The organism is Enterobacter cloacae complex sp. ECL411 (genome assembly GCF_021869665.1).
Taxonomy (GTDB): Bacteria; Pseudomonadota; Gammaproteobacteria; order Enterobacterales; family Enterobacteriaceae; genus Enterobacter; species Enterobacter intestinihominis.
Map to the genome: position 1 here is coordinate 3,018,051 of NZ_CP091486.1, position 14,819 is coordinate 3,032,869.

General features: G+C 52.2%; 15 protein-coding genes. 8 read left to right on the forward strand and 7 right to left on the reverse strand.

Annotated elements, in window-relative coordinates; genetic code table 11:
• Positions 1-3: 3 nt before the first annotated feature.
• The 7 genes from hisD to hisIE are packed head-to-tail and all read left to right on the forward strand — an operon-like array spanning position 4 to position 6,120.
• Positions 4-1,308 carry a histidinol dehydrogenase gene (gene hisD / locus L3069_RS14425; RefSeq protein ID WP_038416349.1) on the forward strand — a complete coding sequence of 435 codons (1,305 nt, stop codon included), beginning with the start codon at positions 4-6 and terminating at the stop codon, positions 1,306-1,308.
• Entirely contained in the window at positions 1,305-2,366 is a 1,062-nt protein-coding gene (gene hisC / locus L3069_RS14430; protein ID WP_038416351.1) for a histidinol-phosphate transaminase, read from the forward strand. The genes hisD and hisC overlap by 4 nt, the downstream gene beginning before the upstream one ends.
• Entirely contained in the window at positions 2,363-3,430 is a 1,068-nt protein-coding gene (gene hisB, locus L3069_RS14435; protein WP_038416352.1) for a bifunctional histidinol-phosphatase/imidazoleglycerol-phosphate dehydratase HisB, read from the forward strand. The genes hisC and hisB overlap by 4 nt, the downstream gene beginning before the upstream one ends.
• Positions 3,430-4,020, forward strand: a complete 591-nt coding sequence (gene hisH, locus L3069_RS14440) for an imidazole glycerol phosphate synthase subunit HisH (protein WP_003859485.1) — start codon at positions 3,430-3,432, stop codon at positions 4,018-4,020. Before hisB ends, hisH begins: the two co-directional genes overlap by 1 nt.
• Positions 4,020-4,757 carry a 1-(5-phosphoribosyl)-5-[(5-phosphoribosylamino)methylideneamino]imidazole-4-carboxamide isomerase gene (gene hisA, locus L3069_RS14445; RefSeq protein WP_023300528.1) on the forward strand — a complete coding sequence of 246 codons (738 nt, stop codon included), beginning with the start codon at positions 4,020-4,022 and terminating at the stop codon, positions 4,755-4,757. The genes hisH and hisA overlap by 1 nt, the downstream gene beginning before the upstream one ends.
• Positions 4,739-5,515, forward strand: coding sequence for an imidazole glycerol phosphate synthase subunit HisF (gene hisF, locus L3069_RS14450; RefSeq protein ID WP_038416353.1), 777 nt, complete (start codon positions 4,739-4,741; stop codon positions 5,513-5,515). The genes hisA and hisF overlap by 19 nt, the downstream gene beginning before the upstream one ends.
• Positions 5,509-6,120 carry a bifunctional phosphoribosyl-AMP cyclohydrolase/phosphoribosyl-ATP diphosphatase HisIE gene (hisIE, locus tag L3069_RS14455; RefSeq protein ID WP_038416354.1) on the forward strand — a complete coding sequence of 204 codons (612 nt, stop codon included), beginning with the start codon at positions 5,509-5,511 and terminating at the stop codon, positions 6,118-6,120. Before hisF ends, hisIE begins: the two co-directional genes overlap by 7 nt.
• Before the next feature lie 39 nt (positions 6,121-6,159).
• Here the strand turns inward: hisIE and wzzB are convergent, their stop codons facing one another.
• A complete protein-coding gene (gene wzzB / locus L3069_RS14460) occupies positions 6,160-7,140 on the reverse strand; it encodes an LPS O-antigen chain length determinant protein WzzB (RefSeq protein WP_038416355.1) in 981 nt (326 codons plus the stop codon).
• Positions 7,141-7,332: 192 nt separating this feature from the next.
• Between wzzB and L3069_RS14465 the strand changes: the two genes are divergently transcribed.
• A complete protein-coding gene (locus tag L3069_RS14465) occupies positions 7,333-8,337 on the forward strand; it encodes an NAD-dependent epimerase (RefSeq protein WP_038416356.1) in 1,005 nt (334 codons plus the stop codon).
• A 49-nt stretch (positions 8,338-8,386) separates the two neighbouring features.
• Here the strand turns inward: L3069_RS14465 and ugd are convergent, their stop codons facing one another.
• From ugd to rfbB, 6 genes are all read right to left on the reverse strand, one after another.
• The gene (gene ugd, locus L3069_RS14470; protein WP_038416357.1) at positions 8,387-9,553 is read right to left on the reverse strand and encodes a UDP-glucose 6-dehydrogenase; all 1,167 of its coding nucleotides are present in this window, start codon (positions 9,551-9,553) and stop codon (positions 8,387-8,389) included.
• Positions 9,554-9,806: 253 nt separating this feature from the next.
• Positions 9,807-11,213, reverse strand: coding sequence for an NADP-dependent phosphogluconate dehydrogenase (gndA, locus tag L3069_RS14475; protein ID WP_038416358.1), 1,407 nt, complete (start codon positions 11,211-11,213; stop codon positions 9,807-9,809).
• Positions 11,214-11,348: 135 nt separating this feature from the next.
• Complete coding sequence (rfbC, locus tag L3069_RS14480; protein ID WP_023295000.1) at positions 11,349-11,897, reverse strand: dTDP-4-dehydrorhamnose 3,5-epimerase; 549 nt, start codon at positions 11,895-11,897, stop codon at positions 11,349-11,351.
• Positions 11,898-11,907: 10 nt separating this feature from the next.
• Entirely contained in the window at positions 11,908-12,798 is an 891-nt protein-coding gene (gene rfbD / locus L3069_RS14485) for a dTDP-4-dehydrorhamnose reductase (protein ID WP_038416359.1), read from the reverse strand.
• 12 nt (positions 12,799-12,810) lie between these two features.
• Positions 12,811-13,677, reverse strand: a complete 867-nt coding sequence (rfbA, locus tag L3069_RS14490; RefSeq protein WP_032609646.1) for a glucose-1-phosphate thymidylyltransferase RfbA — start codon at positions 13,675-13,677, stop codon at positions 12,811-12,813.
• Positions 13,678-13,692: 15 nt separating this feature from the next.
• Positions 13,693-14,757, reverse strand: a complete 1,065-nt coding sequence (gene rfbB / locus L3069_RS14495; protein ID WP_038416360.1) for a dTDP-glucose 4,6-dehydratase — start codon at positions 14,755-14,757, stop codon at positions 13,693-13,695.
• Positions 14,758-14,819 lie beyond the last annotated feature (62 nt).

The window sequence follows — 14,819 nt, forward strand, 5'->3', positions numbered from 1 at the left end:
ACCATGAGCTTTAACACAATCATCGACTGGAATACCTGTAGCGACGCGCAACAGCGCGAGCTGCTGATGCGCCCTGCAATTTCCGCCTCAGAGAGCATCACCCGCACCGTGGCGGAGATCCTCGATAACGTCAAAGCCTGCGGAGACGATGCGCTGCGCGAGTACAGCGCGAAGTTTGATAAAACTGAGGTCGACGCGTTACAGGTCACCGCGCAGGAGATCGCCGGGGCGGAAAGCCGCCTTGGGGATGAGATCAAACAGGCGATGGCCGTCGCGGTGAAAAATATTGATACCTTCCACACCGCGCAGAAATTGCAGGCGGTGGATGTGGAAACCCTGCCCGGCGTGCGCTGCCAGCAGGTGACGCGCCCGGTGGCGTCCGTTGGCCTCTATATTCCTGGCGGCTCTGCCCCGCTGTTTTCGACCGTCCTGATGCTGGCCACTCCGGCACGTATTGCCGGTTGTCAGAAGGTGGTGCTCTGCTCTCCTCCACCGATCGCCGATGAGATCCTGTATGCGGCGAAGCTGTGCGGCGTAAAGGCGATCTATAAAGTGGGCGGCGCGCAGGCGATTTCCGCCCTGGCGTTCGGGACGGAGTCTGTTCCCAAAGTCGACAAAATCTTTGGCCCTGGCAACGCATACGTTACCGAAGCGAAGCGCCAGGTCAGTCAGCGTCTGGACGGCGCGGCGATTGATATGCCTGCCGGTCCGTCTGAAGTGCTGGTGATTGCCGACAGCGGCGCTACACCGGATTTCGTGGCCTCTGACTTGCTCTCGCAGGCCGAGCACGGCCCTGACTCGCAGGTGATTTTACTGACGCCAGATGCCGATATGGCAAAACGCGTGGGCGAGGCCGTTGAGCGTCAGCTGGCCGACCTGCCGCGTGCGGAAACGGCGCGTCAGGCGCTATCGGCCAGCCGACTGATTGTGGCTCGCGATATCGACCAGTGCATCGCCATCTCCAATCAGTACGGGCCGGAGCACCTGATCATTCAGACCCGCAACGCGCGCGATCTGGTCGACAGCATAACCAGCGCAGGCTCGGTGTTCCTCGGGGACTGGTCACCGGAATCCGCCGGGGATTACGCCTCCGGCACCAACCACGTGCTGCCCACGTATGGCTATACCTCAACCTGCTCCAGCCTGGGGCTGGCGGATTTCCAGAAGCGCATGACCGTGCAGGAACTCTCTCGCGAGGGATTTGCCTCGCTGGCGTCGACCATTGAAACCCTGGCCGCCGCCGAGCGCCTGACTGCCCACAAAAATGCCGTGACGCTGCGCGTTGCCGCCCTGAAGGAGCAAGCATGAACATCGAAGAATTAGCCCGCGAAAATGTCCGTCGCCTGACGCCCTATCAGTCTGCGCGTCGTCTGGGCGGGAACGGCGACGTCTGGCTGAATGCCAACGAATACCCCACGGCGGTGGCCTTTGAGTTCTCGCAGCAGACGCTGAACCGCTACCCGGAGTGTCAGCCGAAAGCGGTGATCGAGAACTATGCGCAGTATGCAGGCGTGAAGCCTGAGCAGGTGCTGGTCAGCCGTGGGGCGGATGAAGGGATTGAGCTGCTGATCCGCGCCTTCTGCGAGCCGGGTAAAGACGCGGTGATGTACTGCCAGCCCACCTACGGGATGTACAGCGTCAGCGCCGAAACCTTTGGCGTGGCCTGCCGCAACGTGCAGGCGCTGGACAACTGGCAGCTGGATTTGCAGGGCATCGCCGATAACCTCGACGGCGTGAAGGTGGTGTTTGTCTGTAGCCCGAACAACCCGACCGGGCAGATTATCAATCCGCAGGATATCCGTTCCCTGCTGGAAATGACGCGCGGCAAAGCGCTGGTTGTGGCCGACGAAGCCTACATTGAGTTCTGCCCGCAGGCGACGCTGGCAGGCTGGCTTGAAGAGTATTCACATCTCGTCGTGCTGCGTACCCTGTCGAAAGCCTTCGCTCTCGCCGGTCTTCGCTGCGGTTTTACGCTGGCAAATAAAGCGGTTATCGACCTGCTGCTGAAAGTGATCGCCCCGTATCCGCTCTCAACGCCGGTTGCCGATATTGCGGCACAGGCGCTGGCCCCGCAGGACATCAGCGCGATGCGCGAGCGTGTGGCGCAGATCCTGGAGGAGCGTCAGTATCTAGTCGATGCCCTGAAAACGATTCCGTGCGTGGAGCAGGTGTTCGACTCGGAGACCAACTACATCCTGGTGCGCTTCACCGCCTCAAGCGCGATATTTAAATCGTTGTGGGATCAGGGCATTATCTTACGAGACCAGAATAAACAACCTACCCTGAGCGGCTGCCTGCGTATTACCGTCGGCACCCGCGCGGAGAGCCAGCGCGTGATTGACGCCCTGAAAGCGGAGAAAGTATGAGTCAGAAGTATCTCTTTATCGATCGTGACGGCACCATCATCTCGGAGCCACCCAGCGATTTTCAGGTCGATCGTTTCGACAAGCTGGCGTTTGAACCCGACGTGATCCCGGTGCTACTGAAGCTTCAGAAAGCAGGCTATAAGCTGGTGATGATCACCAACCAGGACGGTCTGGGCACAGACAGCTTCCCGCAGGCGGACTTTGACGGCCCGCACAACCTGATGATGCAGGTGCTGACCTCGCAGGGCATCGCCTTCGACGAGGTGCTGATCTGCCCGCACATGCCTGCCGACGAGTGCGACTGCCGCAAGCCAAAAGTGAAGCTTGTTGAGCGTTATCTGGCCGAAGAGGCGCTGGATAAAGCGAACAGCTATGTGATTGGCGATCGCCTCACGGACATCACGCTGGCCGAAAATATGGGCATTGCAGGCCTGCGCTATAACCGCGACACGCTAAACTGGGCGATGATTAGCGAGCAGCTCACCAGACGCGACCGCTATTCTCACGTAGAACGCAACACCAAAGAGACGCAGATCGACGTGAAGGTCTGGCTCGATCGTGAAGGCGGCAGCAAGATCCACACCGGCGTCGGTTTCTTCGACCATATGCTGGATCAAATCGCCACTCACGGCGGCTTCCGCATGGAGATCGCCGTTAAGGGCGACCTGTATATCGACGATCACCACACCGTGGAAGATACCGGTCTGGCGTTGGGCGAAGCCCTGAAGCTGGCGCTCGGCGACAAACGCGGCATCAACCGCTTCGGCTTTGTTCTGCCGATGGACGAGTGCCTGGCGCGCTGCGCGATGGATATCTCCGGACGTCCGCACCTGGAATATAAAGCCGACTTTACTTACCAGCGCGTGGGCGATCTCAGCACCGAGATGGTGGAGCACTTCTTCCGCTCGCTTTCTTACACTATGGGCCTGACGCTGCACCTGAAAACCAAAGGCAAAAACGATCACCACCGCGTCGAGAGCCTGTTCAAAGCCTTTGGCCGTACCCTGCGCCAGGCGATCCGCGTGGAAGGTGACGCCCTTCCCTCGTCGAAAGGAGTGCTGTAATGAACGTGGTGATTCTGGACACCGGATGCGCCAACCTGAACTCCGTACAGTCGGCGATTATGCGCCACGGCTACGAGCCGGTGGTGAGCCGCGACCCGGACGTGGTGCTGCGCGCGGATAAACTCTTTCTGCCGGGTGTAGGCACCGCCCAGGCGGCGATGGATCAGATCCACGAGCGCGAGCTGGTGGATCTCATCAAAGCCTGTACTCAACCGGTGCTGGGCATTTGCCTCGGCATGCAGCTGCTTGGCCGCCGAAGCGAAGAGAGCAATGGCGTTGATCTGCTGGGCATTATTGAAGAAGACGTGCCGAAAATGACCGACCACGGCCTGCCGCTGCCGCACATGGGCTGGAATCGCGTTTATCCGAAAGCGGGCAACAGGCTGTTCCAGGGAATCGAAGACGGCGCGTACTTCTATTTCGTTCACAGCTACGCCATGCCCGTGAATACCTACACCATCGCCCAGTGCAATTACGGCGAGGCGTTCACCGCCGCCGTGCAGAAAGATAACTTTTACGGCGTGCAGTTTCACCCGGAACGCTCCGGCGCCGCCGGCGCGCAGCTGCTGAAAAATTTCCTGGAGATGTGATGATAATTCCCGCTTTAGATTTAATTGACGGCACGGTTGTTCGTCTCCATCAGGGTGATTACGGGCAGCAGCGCGACTACGGCAACGACCCGCTGCCGCGGTTACAGGCTTACGCAGCGGAGGGCGCTGAGGTGTTGCATCTGGTCGATCTGACCGGCGCGAAAGATCCGGCGAAGCGCCAGATCCCGCTGCTTAAAACACTGGTGGCTGGCGTGGACGTCCCGGTGCAGGTGGGCGGCGGCGTGCGTACGGAAGCCGATGTTGCCGCCTTACTGGACGCGGGCGTGGCGCGCGTGGTGGTCGGTTCGACCGCTGTGAAAGATCCTGAGACGGTCAAGGGCTGGTTCCGCCGCTTCGGTGCGGATGCGCTGGTGCTGGCGCTGGATGTACGCATTGACGAGCAGGGTAATAAGCAGGTCGCGGTCAGCGGCTGGCAGGAAAACTCCGGCGTGACGCTGGAAGAGCTGGTTGAGATGTATCTCCCCGTAGGGCTAAAGCATGTGCTGTGCACGGATATTTCACGCGATGGCACGCTCGCAGGCTCTAACGTCTCGCTGTATGAAGAGGTTTGCGCGCGTTATCCGCAGGTGGCGTTCCAGTCCTCTGGCGGTATCGGCGACCTGGCGGATATCGCCGCTCTGCGCGGAACCGGTGTACGCGGCGTGATCGTGGGTCGCGCGCTACTGGAAGGCAAATTTACGGTGAAGGAGGCGATTCAATGCTGGCAAAACGGATAATTCCCTGCCTGGACGTGCGTGATCGTCAGGTTGTAAAAGGCGTGCAGTTCCGCAACCACGAGATCATTGGCGACATCGTTCCCCTGGCTAAGCGCTATGCTGAAGAAGGCGCAGACGAACTGGTATTTTACGATATCACCGCCTCCAGCGATGGCCGTGTGGTGGACAAAAGCTGGGTGGCGCGCGTGGCAGAGGTGATTGATATACCCTTCTGCGTGGCGGGCGGGATTAAATCTGCTGACGATGCGGCGAAAATTCTCTCTTTCGGAGCGGATAAAATTTCCATTAACTCCCCTGCCTTGGCCGACCCGGAGCTGATTACGCGTCTGGCGGATCGCTTTGGCGTGCAGTGCATTGTCGTGGGGATCGACACCTGGTTTGATGCCGCAACGGGAAAATATCATGTCAACCAGTACACCGGAGATGAAAGCCGCACGCGCGTCACCCAATGGGAGACGCTGGACTGGGTGCAGGAAGTGCAAAAACGCGGTGCGGGTGAAATCGTTCTGAACATGATGAACCAGGACGGCGTTCGTAACGGTTACGACCTCGAGCAGCTGAAAAAAGTGCGCGCGGTCTGCCAGGTTCCGCTGATTGCCTCCGGCGGCGCGGGCACCATGGAACACTTCCTTGAAGCCTTCCGCGATGCGAACGTGGACGGCGCGCTGGCCGCTTCCGTGTTCCACAAACAGATTATCAATATTGGTGAGTTAAAAACGTACCTGGCCGACCAGGGCGTGGAGATCAGGGTATGTTAACAGAGCAACAACAGGCGCAGCTGGACTGGGAAAAAACTGACGGATTACTGCCGGTGGTTGTACAGCATGCCGTTTCAGGCGAAATGCTGATGCTGGGATACATGAACCAGGAGGCACTGGCAAAAACGTTCAACAGCGGCAAGGTGACGTTTTTCTCGCGCACCAAGCAGCGTCTGTGGACGAAAGGGGAAACCTCGGGTCACTTCCTGAACGTGGTCAGCATTACGCCAGACTGCGACAACGACACCCTGCTGGTGCTGGTCAACCCGATTGGGCCGACCTGCCACAAAGGCACCAGTAGCTGCTTCGGCGAGGCGAGCCACCAGTGGCTGTTCCTCTATCAGCTGGAACAGCTGCTGGCAGAGCGTAAATCAGCGGATCCCGAGAGCTCATACACGGCGAAGCTGTACGCCAGCGGCACCAAACGTATTGCGCAGAAAGTGGGTGAGGAAGGCGTTGAAACGGCGCTGGCGGCCACCGTGCATGATCGGGAGGAGCTGACGAACGAAGCGTCGGATTTGATGTATCACCTGCTGGTGCTGCTTCAGGATCAGGAGCTGGATTTAACAGCGGTGATTGAGAATTTGCGGAAACGGCATAAATAAAAAAAGACCGGGGAAACCCGGTCTTTTTTTGTGTGTAAATCAGGCTCTTGGTTTGTAGTTTCTCAGCGCGTTACGGCCAAGGACGACAGCAGAACCGATGATCCCGCCGAGGAGAACGGCAAGGATGAGGGTGATGGCCTTTTTAGGGCTGTCACGCTTGATTGGCAGATCTGGTTTCATTACGTAACGATAGACATGTAACGTGTCTGGGTTAACGTTGAGGTTTTCAATGTCCAGTAAGTTCTTTTTGGTCTGATAGTAAGAGCCAGGGAAGACCAGCGGACGGGACGCCTCGTTATCAACCATTGATTTGAGCGCTACGGTGCCCAGCAGGAACATGGTTTCCTGAGTAACATCCTGCGTTTGCTGGAGCTGCGGTGTGATAATTTTCGCTGCTTCCGCGTTCTTAAGCGCCTCAGAAATCTGCTTGATACGCAGATCTTTTTGCTCCTGCGCGACTTTCTCCTGATTCTGGAGGGAGTCGTTCAGGGTTGTGATCTGCTGTTTGAGGTTGTCTCTGAGGTCAAGCGTTAATTCTTTTGCGGTCTGTTCGTCGACCTGCTGTATGTATTGGGCCAACTGCTTTTGCGCAGCTTCAGCCGAATCGCTCTGGTAACTGACAGTTAAAGGTACACTCTGTCCCTTTACAGTAGGTTCAATGCTCAATTTCTCGGGAAATTCCTGGTTGTCCAGCGCTTGCGCTAATGCTGAAAAAGAAGAATTAAAACGACCAATAGCACGATTTTGGATATCTAAGGTTGAAGGTGCTGCCCCGCCATAGAGGATATTCAATGCATTGGAATAGGTGGCGATTTGTGCCGCATCAGGCTGGGCTATGATGGCAGATGACGTCCATTTCTCTTTGGCTACAGTGATGTAAACGGCAGCAAGAACGATAAAAGCAGCAATAAAAGCCCCTATTACCCACTTACCACGCCACAGCTGTAGCACTAAATCAAGTAAATCAATTTGCTCCGGGTCATTATTGCGTGCGACCAGGTTATTGTTGTTTTGCGTCATACAATCCCTAACAGATGAAAAAGGGCAAACATAATCTTGTTTCCATAGTGTATCCGTTGCTGCGGAATTTTCTATAAGAATCCGATGAGTTATATCGGAAAGATGGGTTATGTAAGTGAAGTGCGACGCGCTATCATAGTCGGATTCTGATGTCGTGGGGCATCAACAAGAACACTGTGAATGAGGGAAGCTATGAAATTTCTGGTAACGGGCGCGGCGGGCTTTATCGGTTCTCATGTCAGCAAGCGCCTGCTTGATGCAGGGCATGAAGTTGTTGGCATAGATAATCTGAATGATTACTACGATCCTAACCTCAAGCTCGCCCGTCTCGATCTGCTCAAATCCGGGAGTTTCACCTTCCACAAGCTGGACTTAGCGGACCGCGAGGGCATGGCTGCGCTCTTCGCCAATGAGAAATTTGACCGCGTGATCCATCTTGCCGCACAGGCGGGCGTGCGTTACTCGCTGGAAAACCCGCATGCCTACGCAGATGCGAACCTGGTAGGTCACCTGAACGTGCTGGAAGGCTGTCGCCACAACAAGGTTCAGCATCTTCTGTATGCTTCATCCAGCTCTGTATACGGCCTTAACCGTAAGATGCCATTTTCTACTGACGACTCCGTGGACCATCCGGTATCCCTGTATGCGGCAACCAAAAAAGCCAATGAGCTGATGTCGCATACCTATTCGCATCTGTACAATCTGCCGACCACTGGCCTGCGCTTCTTTACCGTCTATGGCCCCTGGGGACGCCCGGACATGGCGCTGTTTAAATTCACCAAAGCCATGATTGAAGGCAACAGCATCGACGTTTACAACTACGGCAAGATGAAGCGCGACTTCACCTATATCGATGATATTGCGGAGGCGATTATTCGCCTACAGGACGTTATTCCTCAGGCCGATGCCGACTGGACAGTCGAAACCGGTTCGCCAGCAACCAGCTCTGCCCCGTATCGCGTGTATAACATCGGCAACAGTTCACCTGTCGAACTGATGGATTACATTACCGCGCTTGAAGAGGCACTGGGCAAGGAAGCGGTGAAAAATATGATGCCGATCCAGCCGGGTGACGTGCTGGAGACCAGTGCGGACACCAAAGCGCTGTATGACGTTATTGGGTTTAAACCACAAACCTCAGTCAAAGAAGGCGTGAAAAACTTCGTCGACTGGTACCGCAACTTCTATAACGTTTAAAAACAAAAAACCCGGCAGATTGCCGGGTTTTTTTATATCACGATTTTGATTAGTCACTGCCGAACAAATCGCGGGTATAGACTTTATCTTTCACGTCCGCCAGCTCTTCCGCCATACGGTTGGAGATAATCACGTCCGCTTCTTTCTTAAACGCATCCAGATCGCGGATCACACGTGAATGGAAGAACTCGTCTTCCTGCATGGCCGGTTCATAAATAATGACCTGCACGCCCTTCGCCTTAATACGCTTCATGATCCCCTGAATGGAAGAAGCGCGGAAGTTATCGGAACCGCTCTTCATGATCAGGCGATACACGCCCACCACTTTCGGCTGACGCGCGAGAATAGAATCTGAGATGAAGTCTTTACGCGTGCGGTTGGCATCCACAATAGCGGAAATCAGGTTGTTCGGCACTGCCTGATAGTTTGCCAGCAGCTGCTTGGTATCTTTTGGCAGACAGTAGCCGCCGTAACCGAATGACGGGTTGTTGTAATGGTTACCGATACGCGGGTCGAGACATACGCCCTCGATGATCTGACGGGTATTCAGACCTAAACTCTCGGCATAGCTGTCCAGCTCGTTGAAGTAAGCCACGCGCATGGCCAGATAGGTGTTAGCGAAAAGCTTAATCGCTTCTGCCTCGGTGGAATCGGTGAACAGCACCGGCACGTCTTTTTTAATGGCGCCTTCCTGGAGCAAGGCAGCAAAACGCTCTGCACGCTCGGAACGCTCGCCAATCACGATACGGGATGGGTGCAGGTTATCGTATAACGCCCTGCCCTCGCGTAGAAACTCCGGCGAGAAGAAGACATTATCAATACCCAACTCTTCTTTGATAGATTTGGTGAAGCCTACTGGAATCGTCGACTTGATGATCATCACCGCATTAGGGTTGATTGACGTAACGTCTTTGATCACCGCTTCAACGGTAGAGGTATTGAAGTAGTTAGTTTTGGGATCGTAGTCGGTCGGCGTGGCAATGATGACAAAATCCGCATCGCGGTAAGCGTCTTCTTTGTCCGTGGTTGCGCGGAAGTTCAGCGGTTTGGTCGCCAGGTACTCTTCAATCTCTTTATCGACGATCGGGGACTTCTTCTGGTTAAGCATGTCCACTTTTGCCTGCACGATATCCAATGCAACCACTTCATGGTTTTGTGCAATCAGGATACCGTTTGAGAGACCAACATAGCCTGTTCCGGAGATAGTTATTTTCATTCGTTTAACTTCTTCAAGTTTGAGTTTCTGGAGGCGTAAGCACACCACCGCAATAAACAACTGTTGAGGTTTTTACCTCTTAAGTTGAGGGACTGTCAAGACGAATGCCTTGCTTCAGAAAGGGATAAACGTAGTGATTTATGCGGCAATAAAAGGAGTGGGCTGGGGAAAGTAAGCCAACATGGGCCTGAAAGCGATAAAAAAAGCCCGGTGAGACTCACCGGGCCATGCTATCAGACTGAGTTAAATCAGATTAATCCAGCCATTCGGTGTGGAACACACCTTCTTTATCCGTACGCTTATAGGTATGCGCACCGAAGTAGTCACGCTGTGCCTGAATCAGGTTCGCTGGCAGAACGGCAGCACGATAGCTGTCGTAATATGCCACCGCAGCGGAGAAGGTCGGAACCGGGATACCATTCTGCACCGCGTACGCAACAACATCACGCAGCGCCTGCTGATATTCGTCTGCAATTTGTTTGAAGTAAGGCGCCAGCAGAAGGTTTGCGATACCTGCATTTTCTGCATAGGCATCGGTGATTTTTTGCAGGAACTGTGCGCGAATGATACAGCCAGCACGGAAGATCTTCGCAATCTCACCGTAGTTCAGGTCCCAGTTGTTCTCGTCAGATGCCGCGCGAAGCTGGGAGAAGCCCTGCGCATAAGAAACGATTTTACCCAGGTAGAGAGCACGGCGGACTTTCTCAACGAACTCCGCTTTATCACCGGCTGGTTTGGCCTGAGGACCAGACAGCACTTTAGACGCTGCAACACGCTGCTCTTTCAGAGAAGATATATAACGTGCAAATACGGATTCGGTGATCAGGGATAATGGCTCGCCCAGATCCAGAGAGCTCTGGCTGGTCCATTTACCGGTCCCCTTGTTCGCTGCTTCATCCAGAATCACATCAACCAGGTATTTACCCTCTTCATCTTTTTTAGTGAAGATATCTTTGGTGATGTCGATCAGGTAGCTGTTCAGCTCGCCTTTATTCCACTCGGTGAAAGTCTCGGCGAGTTCTTCGTTAGAGAGGTTCAGGCCACCTTTCAGCAGGGAGTATGCTTCGGCAATCAACTGCATATCGCCGTATTCGATGCCGTTGTGAACCATTTTCACATAGTGGCCAGCACCGTCAGGACCGATATAGGTCACGCACGGCTCGCCGTCTTCTGCAACGGCTGCAATTTTGGTCAGGATAGGCGCGACCAGTTCGTACGCTTCTTTCTGGCCGCCAGGCATGATAGAAGGACCTTTCAGTGCACCTTCTTCACCACCGGAAACGCCGGTACCGATGAAGTTAAAGCCTTCCGCAGACAGTTCACGGTTACGACGAATGGTGTCGTGGAAGAAGGTGTTGCCGCCATCAATGATGATGTCGCCTTTATCCAGATACGGTTTCATGGAATCGATAGCAGCATCGGTACCCGCGCCCGCTTTCACCATTAACAGGATACGACGAGGCGTTTCCAGAGACTCAACGAACTCTTTAACCGTATAGAAAGGAACCAGCTTCTTGCCTGGATTCTCAGCGATGACTTCTTCAGTCTTATCACGGGAGCGGTTGAAAACGGAGACGGTATAACCACGGCTTTCGATGTTGAGCGCCAGGTTGCGCCCCATCACTGCCATACCGACAACGCCGATCTGTTGCTTTGACATTACATACTCCTGTCTTGGGGATAATCACTGCGGTGCGATGCAGTTTGAATGTATATACGATGTTAACTCAAGCCTGTTACTTATGGATAGCCTTTGGTGCGCTAACGGCCGCGAGATAGGCAAACAGTGTATCGTTTAGTCAAAATAGACGGAATCGGCGAACGTCTTGCCTAAACTATCCTTGGATGACAGCAGGGGTAACTCACCATCAATAAGTGGCCACTTAATCCCAACAGAATCATCATTCCACAATAGGGAATGTTCAGACAAAGGGTTATAATAATCAGTGCACTTATAGACAAACTCAGCGCTTTCAGACAAGACGTAAAAACCGTGAGCAAATCCCTCAGGGATCCAAAGTTGACGTTTGTTTTCAGCGGAAAGCATAATACCTGTCCAGCGCCCAAACGTGGCTGATGATTTTCGCATATCAACAGCAACATCAAAGACTTCTCCGCTGACAACACGTACCAATTTTCCTTGTGGATTTTGAGTCTGGTAATGTAAACCTCTCAAAATATTCCTTGCAGATTTTGAGTGGTTATCCTGCACGAAGTTACGTTCGCATACCAATTCACAAAATTTCTTTTGTTGCCAGGTTTCCATAAAGAAACCCCGTTCATCACCAAAAGTGACCGGCTCGATAATTTTTACATCAGGAATTTCAGTATCAATGACTTTCATTATTAACTCTTTATTTCCCCAAAACTTCTATTACCACACGTTCAACACCTTGTTTCCAGTCTGGAAGTGTCACATTAAACACACGCTGGAATTTCTGATTTGAGAGGCGCGAATTCAACGGACGAGTAGCAGGTGTAGGATACTCACTGGTAGAAATGCCGTTAACTTCCTGGATAAGAAGAGGCTCACCCTGAGCTTTAGCCGTTTCGAAAACAAAATTTGCATAATCAAACCAGGTCGTTTCCCCGCTTGCGACTAAATGGTATTTACCAACAACAGATTTATTATTCTGCTCTTCTCGAATTGCCAGTGCAGTACAATCAGCCAATAATTCAGCACTTGTCGGAGCGCCATGCTGGTCGTTGATAACGGACAACCTCTCTTTCTCACGAGCTAAACGCAGCATGGTTTTCGCAAAATTATTACCACGAGTGGCATAAACCCAGCTGGTGCGGAATATGAGATGTCGGGAATTAAGGCGCGTAATTTCCAACTCGCCTGCTAATTTAGTCTCACCGTAGACATTTAACGGTGCTGGCGCCTCATCTTCCAGCCGATAATGATCGCCCTCACCATCAAACACATAATCTGTAGAGTAATGAATTAGGAGCGCACCTAATTTCGCTGACTCCTCAGCGAGAACCGCAACCCCTTTCTGATTGAGCAACTCAGACAGGTTACGTTCTTGTTCGGCTCTGTCCACAGCGGTATGCGCTGCCGCGTTAACGATAACGTCAGGTTTCACCAATCGTACGGTTTGTGCGATGCCAGGAAGGTCAGTCAAGTCACCACATAAATGCTTGTCGAAATAATCTACTGCGATGACTTCTCCAAGAGTGGAAAGAGAACGTTGTAATTCCCATCCAACCTGCCCGTTTTTTCCTACAAGTAAAATTTTCATTGGCATGCCGGTTTATTGTCCAATCAACATTTTCAAATATTGACCATAAGATGTTTTCTGAAGCAGATCGGCCTGAACAGCTATTTCGTCCGAACTGAGCCATTTATTACGGAATGCAATTTCTTCAAGGCATGCCACTTTCATACCCTGCCGTTTTTCAATGGTATGAATGAACTGAGAAGCTTCAATCAAGCTATCATGAGTACCTGTATCGAGCCAGGCAAATCCACGACCTAATAACTCCACCTCAAGCTCACCCCGGTCAAGATACATCTGATTTAGAGTTGTGATTTCAAGCTCACCGCGAGCAGAGGGCTTTATTTCCTTAACCATGTCGACAACATTATTGTCATAGAAATAGAGTCCAGTGACTGCCCAGTTTGATTTAGGCTTGAGGGGTTTTTCCTCAATAGATAATGCTTTGAAATGTTCATCGAACTCGACAACACCAAAGCGCTCCGGATCCTGAACCTGGTAACCAAACACAGTTGCCCCTGACGTTTTCTTTGCCGCCGCATTCAACTTCATACCGAAACTTTGACCAAAGAAAATATTATCACCCAACACTAATGCGCAAGGCTCGTCGCCAATAAACTTTTCACCGATAGTAAATGCCTGTGCCAGGCCATCTGGTGAGGGCTGCACGGCGTAGGTGAAATTAACACCAAACTGCGAGCCATCTTTCATTAAGCGCTGGAAAGCAGGCATATCTTCAGGTGTGGTGATAATGAGGATATCCCGAATACCGGCAAGCATGAGTACCGATACTGGGTAAAAAATCATAGGCTTGTCATATATAGGGAGCAGTTGCTTAGACACACCTTGTGTAATCGGGTACAGGCGTGTACCTGAACCGCCAGCTAAAACAATTCCTTTCATAACGCTATACCTCGATTATTTGTTCAGGCCAAGACGTTCACCAGCGTAAGAGCCATCAAGAACACGCTGCCACCAACCTTCATTATTAAGATACCATTGAATAGTTTTTTCGATCCCGCTTTCAAAGGTTTCTAGAGGCTCCCAGCCGAGATCATTTTTCATTTTAGTTGCATCAATGGCATAACGAAGATCATGTCCAGGACGATCGGCAACAAAAGTTATAAGCTCTGCAAAATTGACAATACCGTTTGGTTTTTTATCGATGAGTTTATCAAGAATTGCGCAAATAGTTTTTACAACATCAATATTTTTACGTTCATTATGACCACCAATACAATATGTTTCACCGATCTTGCCCTCTGTAGCCACTTTGTACAGTGCGCGGGCGTGATCATCAACATACAGCCAATCGCGGATCTGCTCGCCGTTCCCATAGACCGGGAGCGGTTTTCCCGACAAAGCATTAAGAATAATGAGCGGAATTAACTTCTCTGGAAAATGGTAGGGGCCATAGTTGTTAGAACAGTTGGTAATCACCGTTGGTAAACCATAGGTACGATTCCAGGCGCGAACTAAATGATCGCTACCCGCCTTAGAGGCCGAGTAAGGGCTACTTGGCGCATAAGGTGTTTCTTCAGTGAATAATCCGTCAGCATCGTGAAGATCGCCAAAAACTTCATCAGTAGAGATGTGATGGAAGCGGTAAACCTTCTTCCTATCATCATCAAGTGATGCGTAATACTGACGCGATGCTTCAAGAAGAATGAATGTACCTATTACGTTAGTCTGGATGAAGGCCGCGGGTCCGTCGATAGAACGGTCAACATGACTTTCAGCAGCCAAATGCATCACGATATCAGGCTGGAAGGAATTGAAAATATCCGCAACAGCTTTCGCATTAGTAATATCAGTTAGAGAGAATGAGTATCGCGAATTTTTTTCAACTGGTGCCAGAGACTCAACATTACCTGCATAGGTTAAACAATCAACCACGCATACTGAATCCTGAGTATTATTTATAATATGCCGAACCACGGCTGAACCAATAAAACCAGCACCACCAGTGACAAGAATTTTCATAGTTTTCACTTTCTGTTAGTTATTCAGAGGAGCTCTATACTCAACTGACTCATACAATTCTT